This window comes from Pseudomonas syringae KCTC 12500, assembly GCF_000507185.2.
Taxonomy (GTDB): Bacteria; Pseudomonadota; Gammaproteobacteria; order Pseudomonadales; family Pseudomonadaceae; genus Aquipseudomonas; species Aquipseudomonas syringae.
The window spans coordinates 4,915,196-4,930,946 of sequence record NZ_AYTM02000002.1 but is presented as its reverse complement, the minus strand read 5'-3'; the positions used below and the strand labels follow the sequence as shown (position 1 = coordinate 4,930,946).

Genomic DNA, 15,751 nt, shown 5'->3' with positions numbered 1-15,751 from the left:
ATCAGCCCTGGCGCCGAGCCCGGTGGCTGCGATAGGTGTCCAGCACCACAGCGATCACGATCACCGCACCGGTGATGATCCGCTTGGTCGGCTCGGTCGCACCGATCTGCGCCAAGCCTGCGGCCAGCACAGAAATGATCAGCACACCGAAAAAGGTGCTGATGATCGAACCGCGACCGCCCATCAGGCTGGTACCGCCGATCACCACTGCCGCAATGACCTGCAGCTCGAGCCCGGCACCGGCATTAGGGTCGGCCGCTTCCAGCCTGGATATCTGGAACAGTGCCGCAACACCGGCCAGCAGCCCCATCAGCGAGAACACCAGAATCTTGTAAGGCTTGGGATTGATACCCGCCAGACGCACGGCCTCTTCATTGGTGCCGATGCCGATCAGGTAGCGACCGAAAACGGTGCGGGTCAGTACCGCCTGAGCGACGAAGATGACCAGCAAAGCGATGATGAAGGACGGCGCAATGCCAAAGGCAATCGGATCGGACAGCCAGGCGAACGAATCACCGATGTAGGCGGTACGCGAATTGGTCATCTGATAGGCCGCGCCACGGGCCATTTCCAGCACGCCCAGAGACACGATGAACGAAGGGATGCGCCAGGCAACCGTAATCGAACCGGTGATCGTACCCGCCAGCGTCGCACAGGCAATGCCCAGTAACGCAGCCGGAAACACGCTCCAGCCCCAGCCGAGGATTGCCACACTGACCGCCGAAGCAGCCAGGGCCAGCACCGAGCCGACCGACAGGTCGATGCCGCCGATGATGAGGATCAGCGTCATGCCGACCGACAGCACCATCAGGTCCGGGATCTGGTTAGCCAGCATGCTGAAGGTCTGGTAGGACAGGAAGTGATCGCTGAGCAGCGAGAACAGCACGATCATCACCAGCAACGCACCGGCCAGCCCGATGTAGGTACCGAGGCCAAGGTAGTTGCCGCCGCGACGGACCGGCGCGGTCAGCGTCGGAGAAGGAGTATTTTTCATGAGTCGTTCCTGGGCGCCGCATCATTGAGCAGCGCGTCACGTTTCTGATAACCGGCGAAGGCAGCGGCCAGCAATTGGTCCTGGGTCCAGCTGTCGCGCTCGAACGTGTCGATCAGGCGACCGGCAGACAGCACGCCGATACGATCACAAATCAGCATCAGCTCGCGCAGATCACTGGAAACCACCACCAGCGCCCTGCCCTGACGGGTCAGTTCGGCCAGCAGCGCGTAGATATCGAACTTGGCACCGATGTCGATGCCCCGTGTCGGCTCGTCGAACAGCATTACCGTGCAGTCACGTTCCAGCCAGCGACCGATCACCACCTTCTGCTGATTGCCACCCGACAGCTCGGAGACCAATTGGCCCGGACTGGAACTGCGAATGCGCATGGCCGCCACCTGGCGCTGCGCCAGTTTCAGCTCATCATCACTGTTGACCAAGCCCGCGCTGGAAATCGAATGCATGTTGCCCAGCGCAATGTTGGCGCTGATCGATTGCGACATCAGCAGGCCTTCGCTCTTCCGGTCTTCCGTGATCAGCGCGATACCCTGCGCCACTGCGTCGGATGGCGAGCGAATGCTGACCTTCTGCAGCGGCCTTCCGACTTCGATGTCACCGCTGTCGGCAACGTCTGCACCGTAGATCAGGCGCAACAACTCGGTACGCCCGGCACCGATCAGCCCGGAAATACCGAAGATTTCACCTCGACGCACGTCGAAGGACACATCCTGAACCTTGCCGGCGCGACTGAGCCCCTTGACTGACAGCGCCACCTCGCCAATCTGCCGGGCGCCCATGTCGATATGCTCGCCGAGCTCACGGCCAACCATCAGGGTCACCAGTTGCTCACTGTTGTATCGGGAAATCGGCTCGACACACACCAGTTTGCCGTCGCGCAGCACGGCGATGCGCTGGGACACCCTGGCAAGCTCTTCAAGCCGATGGGATATGTAGATGATCGAGACGCCCCGCGCCTGCAGTCGGGTGATCTGCTCGAAGAGCATTTCCACTTCACGCGAGGTGAGCATGGCAGTGGGTTCGTCGAGAATCAGCACGTGACAGTCGCCGATCAGGTTGCGTGCGATCTCGACCATCTGTTGGTGGCCAATCCCCAACTCGCCGACCAGCGTGTCGGGATCAATCGCGTCCAGCCCCACTTGGGCCATGGCCTCGATCGCGTTTTCGCGCAAGCGCTTGCGGTCGATCCAGCCGGCCCTGCGGGGCAGGTCATGAAGAAACAGATTTTCGGCCACGGTCAGGGTCGGCAGCAGGTTGAGTTCCTGCATGACCATACGAATGCCGAGTTTTTCGGCCTGGGTACGACTTGCCGGCTGATAAGGCTGGCCCTGGAATTCCATGTTTCCGGTGGTAGGCGTTACCAGCCCGCCGATGATTTTCGACAAGGTGCTTTTACCGGCACCGTTTTCCCCGGTCAGGGCCAGCACTTCGCCACGCATCAACGTCAGGTCGACGTCACCGAGTACAGGCTGTGCGTAGGTTTTGCCGATGCCACTGACCGAAAGAACAGCTGTCTGAGCAGACGCTGACATACATTTCTCCCAGCGCCCGTCCTCTGCGGACGGGCACCTTTACACGGCGTGGATCAAGGTTGAGTAACGAGCTGCACCGGCGTTTCGATCACGCCCTTATCGTTGGTATCGACCTTCTCGCCTTTGACCAGCTTGAGGGCAGCGTCTATGCCGAAGACCGCCTGCTTGGCTGCGTACTGATCGGCCGTGGCCAGAACCCGGCCATCCTTGAGCATCGGCTTGATCGCATTGATGTTGTCGTAGCCCACGACCATGACCTTGCCAGCCTTGCCTGCCGCACGCACTGCAGAGACGGCGCCCAGCGCCATGCTGTCATTACCGGCCAGCAGGGCTTTCAGGTTCGGGTATTCATTGAGCATCGCCGAGGCCACAGCGTTGCCCTTGTCGATTTCCCAGTTACCGGACTGCGTGGACACCACTTTCATTTTCGCTTCGTCCATGGCGTCCTTGAAACCGGCGGTGCGTTGCTGAGCATTATTGGTGGTCGACACACCTTCGATGATGCCCACCTCGTCGCCAGCGGTCAGTTTCTTGGCCAGATAGTCGCCCACCAGCTTGGCACCCTTGCGGTTGTCAGGCCCTACGAACGGAATTTGCAGGCTCTTGCTTTTGAGCACGTCGACATCGAGCTGGTTGTCGATGTTGACGACCTTGATTCCGGCATCGGTGGCTTTCTTGAGCACCGGTACCAGCGCTTTGGAGTCGGCGGGCGCGATCACCAGCGCATTCACGTTGGAGGCGATCATCTGCTCGACGATGCGGATCTGCGCCGACGTGTCGGACTCATCCTTGATCCCGTTGGAGATCAGGTCGAATTCGGTGGCATGTTCTTTCTGGTAGGCCTTGGCACCGTCTTCCATGGTCAGGAAGAACTCGTTGGCCAATGACTTCATGACCAGTGCAACCTTGGGTTTTTCAGGCGTCTGGGCATAGACGGTAGAAAGGGGCATGACTGCCGTGACGGCAGCAAACATGGCGACAGCGAGAAGGCGTCCAGCGAATGGCAGCTTCATGAGTTCATCTCCGATCTTGTGATTATTGTTCGGGCGAACGGCGCAGAATCGATGCCGGGCATCGCCGCGCAAACGTTTGCGAGGAGCGAACTATGGAAAAAGCTGCAGCCTTTGTCAATCCACCGGAAATTAAATCTTCCCGAGCTGCCCGTCCCCGCTAGCGCAGGGAACGGGCGTCACAAACAGTCGGGTTTCACTCTTCAGGTTTGACCGTCGCCACATCATCGGCCTTGATCCGGATTGTCTTGCCGGAGATATCCTCGAACTCGTAGAAACCGTCGCGCGTCTTGGTCTTGGGCATGTCTTTGGTCACATACTGAGTGCCGTTTTGCAGCGTGACGACCGAGGGCGTGGAACAGCCTGCCAGCAGCACAACTGCCGAGGCCAGTAACGGAAATGCCAGTGACTTGATATTCATGTGTGACTCCGGAAACGTCAGGTTTTTTTCAAGGCAATAGTGTGCCACTTCGAGCGCTTTATCTTACATAGATGTTGCGAAAGATCCGACACTCAAATACTGTATGCCCGTACAGCAATATTCAGGGACCTTTTTCCGTGGCAAAACAAAGCACAGCGACCCCCTCCACTCCCGGCCCTTACGAGCGCATGGGCATGCGGGTACAGAAGATCATCAACTCGCCCACCGCGCAGAAATCCAGGGCTGCCCTGCTCTTTCGTCAGCCGGACGAGGCAGAAGACGACTGGGCACAGCTCCTTGAAGAAATAGCCGAGAACGACAATGTCACCCTCGCCTGGCGCGACGACGGTGGCGTGCAAATCTTCTGGACGCTGCCGAAGGAAGACTGACGGCATGACGTTTCGATTTTCCTCACTGCTTTGCACTACCCTGCTCATCACCGCCTCATTCGCCGCTCAGGCACAAGCACCGCGCACTTTCAGCGAAGCCAAGAAAGTTGCCTGGGGCTTGTATGCACCGCAGTCGACCGAGTTTTACTGCGGCTGCAAATACACGGGCAATCGGGTCGATATCGCTGGGTGCGGCTATGTACCGCGCAAGAGCGCCAAGCGCGCCAGTCGTATTGAATGGGAACACATCGTGCCTGCCTGGCAGATCGGGCATCTGCGCCAATGCTGGCAGAACGGCGGGCGCAAGAACTGCACAAAAACTGACCCGGTCTACAAACGCGCTGAGGCAGACCTGCATAACCTGGTGCCCAGTATCGGCGAGGTCAACGGTGACCGCAGCAACTTCAGCTTTGGCTGGATACCCGAGCAAAAGGGCCAGTACGGTTCATGCCTGACCCAAGTGGATTTCAAGGCCAAAAAGGTCATGCCTCGCCCCTCGATACGCGGCATGATCGCACGCACTTACTTCTACATGAGCAAACAGTACAACTTGCGCCTATCGCGCCAGGACCAGCAGCTCTATCAGGCCTGGAACAAAACCTATCCGCCTCAGGCATGGGAGCGCCAGCGTAACCAGCAGGTCGCTTGTGTCATGGGACGCGGTAATGACTTTGTAGGCCCGGTAGACCTGAAATCGTGTAAATAACTACGATTGATCAAAGGCCGAGCCCTCAAACGGATGGATTGCTCGGCCATTGACCGATGCACTTGAGTGAATCCAAAACCACTCATCGGACAACTGTTAACTCAAACCATGAACAGTACGATTTTCGTTCTACTCTCTGAAAACAAGGGCGTGATCGGGAAGACTCTGCCCGTGCATATGCCAAAAAAATCAGGCTGATTATCACGTTCGCAGGCAGGAAAGATGAATCATCAAACGGAATTTGAAATTCACTATCAATTCAACGGCGAACCTCACTGCTTTCTGCATCATGCAAAGCAATTGTGTCAGAGCGACGCATTGCATTGTGCGACCCTGCATGCAGGTGTCGGGACCGTGAGCGGCAATATATCCGCAGGCCCGATGGGCGTCGCAACCTTGCAGGCCAAGCGCTTTGGCGTGACGCAGGTACATTGGAGAAGGTCTCCGCTGCAAGCCTGAAGCATCGTCCCCTTCAACCAGACAATGGCCTTCGAAAAAGGCCATTGTTCATAGGTATTGCCAGCCGCTTCCGGATCAGATGGCAGGGTAATCGCCTGTGCCATCAGGCCACGGCGTTAGCAGCTCGAAACCGGTCGAGGTGACGGCAACCATATGCTCCCACTGCGCAGACAGTGAAAGGTCGCTGGTCAGAACCGTCCAGCCATCCGGCAGTGTCCGGGTGCCAGCCCTGCCTGCATTGATCATCGGCTCGATGGTGAACACCATGCCGGGTTTCAGCTTGAGGCCTTTGCCCTGTGCACCGTAGTGTAGAACCTGCGGCTCTTCATGGTACTTGCGCCCGATGCCGTGTCCGCAATATTCGCGCACCACGCTGAAGCCTTCGCGATGAGCGACGCTCTGGATGGCGTAACCGATATCACCCAGGGTTGCCCCAGGGCGCACTGCATGGATACCGGCACGGGTTGCCTCATAAGTCGTCTCGACCAGACGCCTGGCCAGAGGGCTGACCTCACCCACCAGGTACATCCGGCTGGTATCGCCGTACCAGCCGTCCTTGATGACCGCGACATCGATATTGACGATGTCGCCTTCCTTGAGGATATCGGTGGCAGAAGGTATGCCATGACACACAACGGCATTCGGAGAGATGCAGGTGGTCTTGGTAAAACCGTGATAGCCGACGTTCGCAGGAATCACTTTCAGCTCTTTGACGATGTATTCATTACAGATATCGTCGAGCGCTTCGGTGCTGACGCCAGCCTTGACGTAAGGTGTGATCATCGCAAGCACATCGGCGGCCAGTCTGCCGGCTATACGCAGCTGCACGAGATCCTGTTCGGTCTTGATACCGATAGCGCTGCTCATGAGGCCGCCTTGGACAGGCTGGAAGCTGAAGGCTCCGAGACATTGAAGTTCGAAGCGGTCAGCACGGTCTCACCAGCATTTTCGAGACGGATCAGCATCTGGCAGATCTCGCTGTAATCCAGCGCTGGGTGCAGTTCAGCGAGCATACCGACACGCATCCAGTGCTCGGCCTGCGCATTGATGGAGCGGCTGAGCGCAACGCTGGCAGAGCGCAGATTGGCGTGCATGTTTTCGGAGATTTTTACCAGACCCATGATTCACCTCAAGTTGAATATATGAAGCATATACGTTACGTATACTCACAATCAACCCAAGGCGTGCCGTGGCTGCGATCAGCCACGTTATTCCATCGCGCTGGCTTGGCGGTATTCACCGCCAACGCGGGCGGCCGCGATTACGATCGACACCTCCGGCTCGTAGGCATTGAACTGGCGCAGTCCGGCCGCCAGCCGGAGAAAATCCTCGCGCTGCATTTCGTTGACTGAAGAGAGCGTACGGTGTTGTTGAGCAATCGGGCTTTGCGCTGACTTAAGGGACATGACAGACCTCATTCGTTCTTTACTGTTCATACATACAGTATTTTGAACCGCGCGCTGATACAAGACCAATCGCGACGAATGGTCGGTGAATTTGTAAATCCCTCAATGCCCCGCCAGGGCCTGCAGGCGCTCCAGATCAGCCTGGGCGATGCTGATGCCGTGCACCATCGATTGCGCGCGTTCGCTATAACGCCGATCCCCCGGCAGACGCTCCTGCCCTGCCCCATGGAGCTGTCGTACCAGCTCCTCGCTGCGCTGTGCAAACGACTGACCGCTGCCCTTGTCAGGGTCGATGACGATCAGCAACTGACCGGTCCAGGGCGTCTGTGCACCGGGATGCTTCGACCAGTCGAATTCGAACGAGAAATTGCCCCCTGTCAGCCCTGCTGCCAGCAGCTCGACCATCATCGACAATGCAGAACCCTTGTGCCCGCCGAACGGCAACAACGCGCCACCCTCGAGAATGGCGCGAGGCTCTTCAGTGGGCTGGCCGTCACAATCGACACCCATGCCCGCCGGCAGCAGTCGACCTTCACGTGCGGCGATCTGTACATCACCGTGGGCGATGGCGCTGGTCGCCAGGTCGAAAACAATGGGTTCGCCGCCTGCGCGGGGCGCGGCGAAAGCAATCGGGTTGGTGCCGAACAGGGGCTGACGCGCACCATGTGGCACAACGCAGGTCATGCTGTTGACCATGCTCAGGGCGACCAGCACCTGTTCGGCGAAAGGCTCGACATCCGGCCATAACGCAGCGAAGTGATGAGAGTTGCGGATGGCCAGAACCGCAATGCCGGCGCTGCGCGCCTTGTCTATCAACAGGGCTCTGGCTGCCGCCAGTGCGGGTTGGGCAAAACCGCCTCCGGCATCGACCCGGACAAACGCAGCGCCGACATCCTCGACCACCGGCACAGCCTTGCCATTCACCCAGCCGCTCGCCAGCGATGAGAGATAGCCGGGGATGCGAAAGATGCCATGGCTATGCGAGCCGTCGCGCTGGGCACTGGCGCAGTTCTCGGCAAGCACCTCGGCAACCTCCGCACTTGTGCCATGAGCGACAAAGATTCGGCGCAACAGATCTGTCAGTTGCTTGAGGGAAACAATCCGGGTCGACTGATCGGCAGAATTGGCGCGCATCTGAAACTCCTGTTCATGGCGGTAGATCGAGAACGCTAGCGAGAATTACAAGGCGAAGGCAGGCCCCGAGAGTAGCGCTGCGGATTGTGCAAAGACACTCCCAAAGGTAATAACCTGATCGCAGCGGACAGACTGAGACGGGAAGTTTTCAATGAGACCCGCTTGCATTCACCAGAAAATACGCAGCGCCTTGATGGGCAATAGCCTGCAAATGTTCTCTCTGCCTGAAATCAAAGGGTAGAATGCGCCGAAGGTATAGGCCGGAGCGCCCATGAGCGACCCTCTTTTCAGCAACGCAGAACACGACGCGATCACCGATGCCGCTGCGCATTGGTGCATGCGCCTGCATGCAGAAGACTGTAACGTCGCCGAACGAAAAGCATTCGAGCAGTGGCTGAAGGCCCACCCCCAGCATGCGGTCGAATACAACGCCATGCTCGAGGTCTGGGATATCGCCGGGCAAATCGAACCGCTCAATCCGGCACCTGTGCGCCAAGCCCAGGCTGACCGGCCCGATCACGTTCGACCTCGTCGCGGTGGCCGCTGGGCAAAACTGGCCGCAGCCGCAGCGGTGGTTGCCATGGCGCTGCCGATTGCAGGGTACGTCGGCTGGCATCAAGGCTGGCTGCCTGACGCCTACGAGACTTACAACGCCGATACCGCCACACGTCTGGTCATGCTCGAGGACGGCAGCCGTGCCGAGCTGAACCTGGGTACCGAGCTGACCTATGCCAATTATCGGGATCGACGCAGCGTCACGCTGACAAAGGGCGAGGCGTTCTTTGAGGTCAGCCACGACAGCACGCATCCCTTTGTCGTCGATGCCGGTGCAGGCAGCATCAGGGTCACCGGCACGCGCTTCAATGTATGGATGTATCAGGATCAGGTACGCGTGACGCTGGTCGAAGGGTCGGTTCAGATCAACAGTGATCGTGCGCATCCTTCTTCGAGCCACGCCCTCGCCCCCGGCATGCAGGCCATCTACAAAACCGGCGACGACGCTCCACTGATCAGCCAGACCGAAGCACGCGATACCAGCCTGGCGTGGCGCAATGGCAAGCTGATCTTCAATGATCTGCCGCTCAGCCAGGCACTGCCGCTGATCAATCGCTACCTGCAAACACCCATTCTGCTGGCGGACAGCGCAACCGGTGCCATGCGCCTGGGCGGCAGTTACAACACCCACGACCTGTCGAGCCTGCTAGGCTCTCTGCCCAAGGTGTTGCCGGTGTATGTGACGCAGAATCAGAACGGCAACCCGGTACTCAACCGCCGTACCTCCGACACACCGAAAGGCTGATCGCACTCGCGGTCTTGCAGATGCATAGCCAATTCGGCTGCGCCCATCGTCGGAACAATCTCCTCTCGCACCCGACGATTCTTCATCTAACCTCAAGCGCACCACGCTGCAGCGAGCCTGTACAGACTGGGCCGCGTATTTTTTTCCGCCGAACACTGAGGTTTTGCCGAGCTCGTTCGTCTTAGTAATTGAGAGTGTTTAAAAAGCCTGAAAAGGAGTTTGCGGATGTTCAATCGCCAAGGAATCACGACTCGCGCCCTGCTGCGGCAAACTGCAGTGGCTGCGCAGGCACAGTCGCCCGCTCTGGAGACCGAGCGGCCCGGAAACGAGCACATCCGGATGCTCCTGAAAAGCTTTGGCCTGCGCACCAGCCTGGTCAGGCTCAAGGTGCTCGACGCGCTACTGGTCTCGAGCGAAGAAGGCCACCCTCTGGGAGTACGCGGCGTACACAGCCAGTTGCTCAGGCTTGATGTGCCGCTATCGTTTCTCAGCGTGCGCGAGGTCCTCAAGCGCCTGTGCGACGAGGGCGTGATCGACCTCAACGACGACAAGACCTACAGCCTGCACCCCCGGGCCCGGGAATGGCTGGGGGAAGTGGGCAAGGACGGTGCCCGGTAAATCCGTCTTCGTCGCACCGGTCACCAGCGCTTAGCGCTTGACCTTGCGCCGCATGATGCCGTTGAGGATCACTACCAGCACCGCCACGCTGATGGCGATGTACTGAAAGGTCTTTTCGGTGATGGCACCGCTGTTTTGCAGATGCGACAAGCCCAGCATGATCGCCAGAACGCCGAGGGCGATCAGAATCGAGTAAATCAAACGCTGCTTGTTGGTCATAACGGTTTCCTGAATGCTCATTAGCCGGCAACTGACGCTGCCTGTTTGCGGGCATATCTTACGCCGATGCGCAACGGATGGCATCGTCACCCTACCTATCACTCTCCTGCGCACCCTTTCATGTACGTTCTATCAACGACGTTGATTATCGTCATGCCGCGATGCGCGTTGCCGTGTAAAACTCCCATGCTTTAATACCGCCCCTGCTTCAACCGTGTGTTCAATTATTACCAAGGAGTTTTACATGCCCCATGAAGGCAGCCTGCTGCAGGTCGCAGTGGTATTTCTGCTCGCCGCCGTGCTGACTGTGCCGCTGGCCAAGCGGCTGAAGCTGGGCGCGGTGATCGGCTATTTGTTCGCCGGCGTGATCATCGGCCCTTCGGTATTGGGCCTGATCGGCGATACCGAGAGCGTCAGCCATATTTCCGAACTTGGCGTGGTACTGCTGCTATTCATCATTGGCCTGGAGCTTTCGCCCAAGCGTTTATGGGTCATGCGCAAATCCGTGTTTGGCGTGGGCATGGCGCAGGTGCTGCTCACCGGTCTGATCATCGGTGGGGTCGCCTTCGGTGCCTTCAACCAGTCGCTGAACACGGCGGTCATTCTGGGCCTTGGCCTTGCCCTGTCGTCCACGGCCTTCGGCCTGCAGAGCCTGGCGGAACGCAAACAACTGAATAGCCCGCACGGCAGGATGGCGTTCGCCATTCTCCTGTTTCAGGACATTGCGGCGATCCCGCTGATTGCCATGGTGCCGTTTCTGGCCGGAGCCGATCATGCAATGGACACTGGCGAAAGCATCAATCACGGCCTGCGCGTACTCGGCAGCATTGCCATCGTAGTGATTGGCGGACGCTATCTGCTGCGTCCAGTGTTCCGTATCGTCGCCAAGACTAAAATTCAGGAAGTCTCGACCGCCACGGCCTTGCTGGTGGTGATAGGCACGGCGTGGCTGATGGAACTGGTGGGGGTGTCCATGGCGCTGGGCGCGTTTCTCGCCGGCCTGTTGCTGGCCGACTCCGAGTACCGTCACGAACTGGAAGCACAGATCGAACCGTTCAAGGGGCTGCTGCTGGGGCTGTTTTTCATCAGCGTTGGCATGGGCGCCAACGTCGGCCTGTTGCTCAGCTCGCCGCTGATCGTGCTGGGCCTGACGCTGTTGCTGATCGCAATCAAGTTGCCGATGCTGTTCCTGATCGGTCGCACCCTTGGCGAACTCAACAACCGCAGCGCGTTGCAGTTGGGCCTGGTACTGGCCGCAGGCGGCGAGTTTGCCTTTGTGGTGTTCAAGATCGGCAGCGCTCAGGGGCTGTTCGAGGCCGGGCTGTACGACATGCTGGTGTTGACCATCACCTTGTCGATGGCGATCACGCCGTTGCTGTTCATTGCCCTGGCGCGCTGGATCAAACCCAGGATCAAGCCCGTCGAGGTGCCGGCCGAATACCGCGATATCCAGACCGACAAACCACGGGTGGTGATTGCCGGCATGGGCCGTATGGGGCAGATCGTCGCGCGTATCCTGCGCGCGCAGAAGATTCCTTTCATCGCCCTGGACACAGCCGTCGAGTCCATCGAGTTTTCACGCAGCTTCGGCAATGTCCCGGTCTTCTATGGCGACCCGTTGCGCCCGGAAATACTGCGTGCCGCCAAAGTCGATGAGGCCGAGTTCTTCGTCATCGCGACCGATGATCCCGACACCAACATCAAGACTGCCGAGCTGATCCGCAAGCTGTATCCGCACATGAAGATCATTGCCCGCGCACGCAACCGCCAGCATGTTCATCGGCTGATGGACCTTGGCGCTCACGCAGTTCGCGAAACGTTCTACTCGAGCCTGGAAATGAGTCGCCAGACCCTCATGGGCCTGGGCCTCAGCGAAACACAGGCCGACGCGCGCATCAGTCGCTTCAAGCGTCATGACGAACAGGTGCTGGCCGCTCAGCACGAGGTGTATGACGACGACGCCAAGGTCCTGCAGACTGCCCGCGAAGCCAGGGCCGACCTGGCGCAGCTGTTCGAGTCAGACCGTCTGGACGAAGAAGCCGCGAAAAGCTGACCTGCTCATGCGCCGCAGGCCTGGTCTGCGGCGCAACTCAGGCGTAAGGGCTATCCCAGTAACGTGCGTACATGCCGAGCTTCTTCTTCACGCCGCGGGGCAAGTGCTTTTCCTGCCGACTCAGCTTGTAGGCCAGCAGCTTCAGCGCATTACGCACGAACGACACAGGCCACCAGAGAATTCGCCGGGGACCGAGGAATTTCAGCTCGGACTTGACGTAACGCATGCCCTCGCCACCGATGCCGCCAAAGGTTTCGTAGATCCACGCTTCGCGGGCCTGGAACACGCCGATATCGAAGTAACGGCGAAACTCTTCACGCAGGCTGTAATTGTGCGAATGACGGCATACTGCCGAACCTTCGTAAGCCGCTTTCCAGCCATCGATAAGCATTTTCGCGGTGACGTACATGTCTTCAGAGAGGATCACATGCCGCGGGAAACCGCCAATGGCCCGCAACGCTTCGCCTCGATAGGCCGCAAACGAGTTGGACATAAATGGGGTCTTGATGCCCAGCGTACCGGCATCGGCGAGGGTCTTGACCTGCGAGGTTGGCGGGTAATTGAACAACCGCGCATGCTGGGCCAGCAGATTGGCGTCCTTGTGCGGCAACTGTCGCCCGCATACCGCACCGACCTTAGGGTCGGCGAATGGCAGCAGAAGGTTGGCGATGGCATTGATGTCTTCAACATACGCATCCTGGGTCATGAAGACGTACACGTCATAGTCGGGATGCAGATCGACCATCATCTGCCGGGTGCCGCCGTGGTTGAAATCCTTGCTGTCGATACGCAGTACATTGGCACATAGCGATTGCGCCAGCTCCAGCGTGCCATCCGAGGAACTGGAGTCCACGATCAGCGTATCGAAGCTGGCAGTCTGCGCAGCCAGTGAATCCAGCAGACGCTCCAGATCCTTGCGTCCGTTGTAGGTCGGGATCACACAAGCCACTCTCAATGGCGCCATAACAATACTCCAGGGCGAAGTCCGGTTGCCCACTGTGTCAGCGTTGTTGAGAGTAGCTCATGCTTACCCGCCCCACCATTCGAATGCACTCAGCCGAGCACTTCACTCAACGGGATGAAGTTGACCCAGTCACCTTCGGCCACGGTCGAGCCTTCGCGGACTTCAATCAGACCATCGGCCCACGCAGCGCTGCGCAGCACTCCTGAGCTCTGATTGCGATAAGCCACGGCCCGGCCCTGCTCCAGACGACCGCGCAGGTACTCGCGACGATTGCCAGGACGCGTCCAGACAAACCCGGCGGGCACCGGGAACTGCAAGGGTGCGACGTCGATCACGCCCTGGCGACGCAGCAGGTAAGCCCTGGCCAACAGGGCGAAAGTGACCAGCGTAGAGGCCGGATTGCCAGGCAGACCGATTACCGGCACACCCCGAAAATGCCCGAAGGTCAGCGGCTTGCCAGGCTTGATGGCCAGCTTCCATAGCGTCAGCTCGCCCTCTTCACGCAATGCGTGGCCGAGGAAATCCGCTTCGCCCACGGACACTCCGCCTGTGGAGAGAATCAGATCGACACCCTGCAGATTCGCCAATGCAGCGCGAGTCTTTTCCAGATCGTCCGGCAGGATGCCTGCATCCACGACCTCGCATTCGAGCCGCTTCAACCAGCTGCATAGCAATACCCGGTTGCTGTTGTAGATCTGCCCCGGCCCTAACGGCTGACCGGGCTCAATCAACTCATCACCCGTGGACAGCACCGCGACCCGCACGCGACGAATGACCTCAAGCTCGGCGAGGCCCAGCGAGGCCGCCAGACCCAGTTCGATCGGACCCAGCCGCGTGCCGGCGGCCAGAACGGTATCACCGACCCGGGTTTCCTGGCCTTGCGGACGAATATTCTGCCCGACACCCAGCGGTTCGTTGAACCGCACACGCTGATCCGCCAGCACCTCGGCGTTTTCCTGCATCTCGACGCAGTCAGCGCCTTCCGGCATCGGCGCGCCGGTGAAAATACGCGCACAGGTGCCAGGGGCCAGAGCCTCGGGGGCCTGACCGGCGAAGATACGCTGACTGACCGTCAACGGCTCGCCGTGCCAGTCCGCCGCGCGCAAGGCATAACCGTCCATGGCGCTGTTCGGCCAGGGCGGCAGATCCAGCGTGGAGACCAGATCCACTGCCAGTACCCGGCCTTCGGCATCAGCCAGCGAGACCCTTTCGCGCTCGGTGATCGGCGTGGCCTCAGCCATCTTCAACAGACGCGCAATGGCGTCTTCAACAGGCAGCAGGGTTTTCGGCTGGTTGCTCATGAGCACTCAACCACGGGTCGCACAGGGCTCGGCCTGCTTGAGGTGAGGCACAAAGTTGCAAGGCCGGAAGCGCGAATCCAGTTGCTGGGCAAGAATGCCGTCCCATGCCGTACGCACTGCATTGGTGGAGCCCGGCAGGCAGCACACCAGGGTGCCATTGGACAGGCCGGCCAGCGCACGGGACTGAATGGTCGAGGTGCCGATATCCGGTACCGATATCTGCCGGAACAGCTCACCAAAACCATCGACCTGCTTGTCCAGCAGGCAGGCCACGGCCTCAGGCGTGCTGTCGCGGCCGGTAAAGCCGGTGCCACCGGTGATCAGCACGACCTGCACCTGATCGTCGGCAATCCAGGTCGCTACCTGAGCGCGGATCTTGTACAGGTCATCCTTGAGCAGCACGCGCTCGATCAGACCGTGGCCTGCGTCGGTCAGGCGGTCGACGAACATCTGGCCCGAGGTATCGGTTTCACGGGTGCGGGTATCGCTGACGGTCAGTACGGCGATATTAAGGGGTACGAAAGGTGTGTCAGCCTTGGCTTTCATGGCCTCATCCAGTTGTTAAGAAAACAGGCGGGTGTTATATCACAGCACTCCTTTTGACTGCCCGACGAGTGTTTGATGAATGTTCCTGCCCCACTGCCGCCCTGCTCGATTCTGCTGCTGGCCGGAGGCCGGGGACAGCGCATGGGCGGGCGTGACAAGGGCCTGATCGAGTGGCAGGGCACTGCGCTGATCGAACATCTGCACCGACTGACGCGGCCGCTGACCGACGACCTGATCATTTCCTGCAATCGCAATATCGATCACTATGCGCGTTACGCCGATCGACTGGTGCAGGACGACGATACTGACTTCAACGGTCCTCTGGCCGGGATCCGCGCCGCACTGCCTCTGGCGCGGCATCGATGGTTGCTGATCCTGCCCTGCGACGCACCTTTGGTCGATAAGGCGTTGCTGCACGCATTGCGTGAAAAAGCCGCTGAATACCCGGAGCGACCGATAATGGTGCGTGAAGGTCAGCACTGGCAGCCGCTTTTAGGTATGATCCCTGTCGCTCACGCCGCAACGCTGGAAGCCGCATGGCAGGCCGGCGAACGCAGCCCGAGACGGGCTCTGGAACCGCTGCAGCCAGTCGCTCTGCAACTGGAAGCCGGCGATCCACGCCTGGCCAACCTGAACACTCCCTGTCTGTTGACCGGGATCAGTGAAAACCGCAACAAGTGA

Annotated in this window: 19 protein-coding genes; 7 read left to right on the top strand and 12 right to left on the bottom strand. The window is 59.4% G+C overall.

Features of this window, described 5'->3' with window-relative positions; all coding sequences use genetic code 11:
• Position 1: 1 nt before the first annotated feature.
• From V476_RS22060 to V476_RS22045, 4 genes are all read right to left on the bottom strand, one after another.
• Positions 2 to 994, bottom strand: coding sequence for an ABC transporter permease (locus V476_RS22060; protein WP_016567902.1), 993 nt, complete (start codon positions 992 to 994; stop codon positions 2 to 4).
• Positions 991 to 2,544 carry a sugar ABC transporter ATP-binding protein gene (locus V476_RS22055; RefSeq protein ID WP_024960144.1) on the bottom strand — a complete coding sequence of 518 codons (1,554 nt, stop codon included), beginning with the start codon at positions 2,542 to 2,544 and terminating at the stop codon, positions 991 to 993. The genes V476_RS22060 and V476_RS22055 overlap by 4 nt, the downstream gene beginning before the upstream one ends.
• 53 nt (positions 2,545 to 2,597) lie before the next feature.
• Positions 2,598 to 3,557 carry a sugar ABC transporter substrate-binding protein gene (locus V476_RS22050; protein WP_024960145.1) on the bottom strand — a complete coding sequence of 320 codons (960 nt, stop codon included), beginning with the start codon at positions 3,555 to 3,557 and terminating at the stop codon, positions 2,598 to 2,600.
• Positions 3,558 to 3,750: 193 nt separating this feature from the next.
• The gene (locus V476_RS22045; protein WP_003315580.1) at positions 3,751 to 3,975 is read right to left on the bottom strand and encodes a YgdI/YgdR family lipoprotein; all 225 of its coding nucleotides are present in this window, start codon (positions 3,973 to 3,975) and stop codon (positions 3,751 to 3,753) included.
• A 137-nt stretch (positions 3,976 to 4,112) separates the two neighbouring features.
• On the opposite strand from V476_RS22045, the gene V476_RS22040 reads away from it, so the two are divergent.
• From V476_RS22040 to V476_RS22030, 3 genes are all read left to right on the top strand, one after another.
• Positions 4,113 to 4,364: a DUF1654 domain-containing protein gene (locus V476_RS22040; protein ID WP_004418201.1), complete on the top strand. Its 252-nt coding sequence runs from the start codon at positions 4,113 to 4,115 to the stop codon at positions 4,362 to 4,364.
• A gap of 4 nt (positions 4,365 to 4,368) precedes the next feature.
• Positions 4,369 to 5,070 carry an endonuclease gene (locus V476_RS22035; protein ID WP_003423784.1) on the top strand — a complete coding sequence of 234 codons (702 nt, stop codon included), beginning with the start codon at positions 4,369 to 4,371 and terminating at the stop codon, positions 5,068 to 5,070.
• Between the two features lie 222 nt (positions 5,071 to 5,292).
• Complete coding sequence (locus V476_RS22030; protein ID WP_003315582.1) at positions 5,293 to 5,529, top strand: DUF6555 family protein; 237 nt, start codon at positions 5,293 to 5,295, stop codon at positions 5,527 to 5,529.
• Between the two features lie 75 nt (positions 5,530 to 5,604).
• Here the strand turns inward: V476_RS22030 and map are convergent, their stop codons facing one another.
• The 4 genes from map to V476_RS22010 form a co-directional block, all read right to left on the bottom strand.
• The gene (map, locus tag V476_RS22025) at positions 5,605 to 6,396 is read right to left on the bottom strand and encodes a type I methionyl aminopeptidase (RefSeq protein WP_003423781.1); all 792 of its coding nucleotides are present in this window, start codon (positions 6,394 to 6,396) and stop codon (positions 5,605 to 5,607) included.
• Positions 6,393 to 6,650 (bottom strand): ParD-like family protein, encoded by a 258-nt coding sequence (locus V476_RS22020; protein ID WP_003346037.1) that lies wholly within the window; start codon positions 6,648 to 6,650, stop codon positions 6,393 to 6,395. Before V476_RS22020 ends, map begins: the two co-directional genes overlap by 4 nt.
• Before the next feature lie 87 nt (positions 6,651 to 6,737).
• Positions 6,738 to 6,935 (bottom strand): hypothetical protein, encoded by a 198-nt coding sequence (locus V476_RS22015; RefSeq protein WP_003393020.1) that lies wholly within the window; start codon positions 6,933 to 6,935, stop codon positions 6,738 to 6,740.
• A 102-nt stretch (positions 6,936 to 7,037) separates the two neighbouring features.
• Positions 7,038 to 8,069, bottom strand: coding sequence for an Ldh family oxidoreductase (locus tag V476_RS22010; RefSeq protein WP_024960146.1), 1,032 nt, complete (start codon positions 8,067 to 8,069; stop codon positions 7,038 to 7,040).
• 271 nt (positions 8,070 to 8,340) lie between these two features.
• On the opposite strand from V476_RS22010, the gene V476_RS22005 reads away from it, so the two are divergent.
• Positions 8,341 to 9,369, top strand: a complete 1,029-nt coding sequence (locus tag V476_RS22005; RefSeq protein WP_024960147.1) for a FecR family protein — start codon at positions 8,341 to 8,343, stop codon at positions 9,367 to 9,369.
• Positions 9,370 to 9,594: 225 nt separating this feature from the next.
• A complete protein-coding gene (locus V476_RS22000; RefSeq protein ID WP_024960148.1) occupies positions 9,595 to 9,987 on the top strand; it encodes a Fe2+/Zn2+ uptake regulation protein in 393 nt (130 codons plus the stop codon).
• Between the two features lie 30 nt (positions 9,988 to 10,017).
• Here the strand turns inward: V476_RS22000 and V476_RS21995 are convergent, their stop codons facing one another.
• Complete coding sequence (locus tag V476_RS21995) at positions 10,018 to 10,206, bottom strand: hypothetical protein (protein ID WP_003393013.1); 189 nt, start codon at positions 10,204 to 10,206, stop codon at positions 10,018 to 10,020.
• A 244-nt stretch (positions 10,207 to 10,450) separates the two neighbouring features.
• Here V476_RS21995 and V476_RS21990 point away from each other — a divergent pair, with 244 nt between their 5' ends.
• Entirely contained in the window at positions 10,451 to 12,259 is a 1,809-nt protein-coding gene (locus tag V476_RS21990; protein ID WP_017277858.1) for a monovalent cation:proton antiporter-2 (CPA2) family protein, read from the top strand.
• Positions 12,260 to 12,296: 37 nt separating this feature from the next.
• Here the strand turns inward: V476_RS21990 and V476_RS21985 are convergent, their stop codons facing one another.
• The 3 genes from V476_RS21985 to moaB form a co-directional block, all read right to left on the bottom strand.
• Positions 12,297 to 13,223, bottom strand: coding sequence for a glycosyltransferase family 2 protein (locus tag V476_RS21985; RefSeq protein WP_024960149.1), 927 nt, complete (start codon positions 13,221 to 13,223; stop codon positions 12,297 to 12,299).
• An 89-nt stretch (positions 13,224 to 13,312) separates the two neighbouring features.
• The gene (locus V476_RS21980) at positions 13,313 to 14,524 is read right to left on the bottom strand and encodes a molybdopterin molybdotransferase MoeA (RefSeq protein ID WP_024960150.1); all 1,212 of its coding nucleotides are present in this window, start codon (positions 14,522 to 14,524) and stop codon (positions 13,313 to 13,315) included.
• 6 nt (positions 14,525 to 14,530) lie between these two features.
• Positions 14,531 to 15,070, bottom strand: a complete 540-nt coding sequence (gene moaB, locus V476_RS21975) for a molybdenum cofactor biosynthesis protein B (protein ID WP_002553131.1) — start codon at positions 15,068 to 15,070, stop codon at positions 14,531 to 14,533.
• A gap of 75 nt (positions 15,071 to 15,145) precedes the next feature.
• Here moaB and mobA point away from each other — a divergent pair, with 75 nt between their 5' ends.
• The gene (mobA, locus tag V476_RS21970; protein WP_024960151.1) at positions 15,146 to 15,751 is read left to right on the top strand and encodes a molybdenum cofactor guanylyltransferase MobA; all 606 of its coding nucleotides are present in this window, start codon (positions 15,146 to 15,148) and stop codon (positions 15,749 to 15,751) included.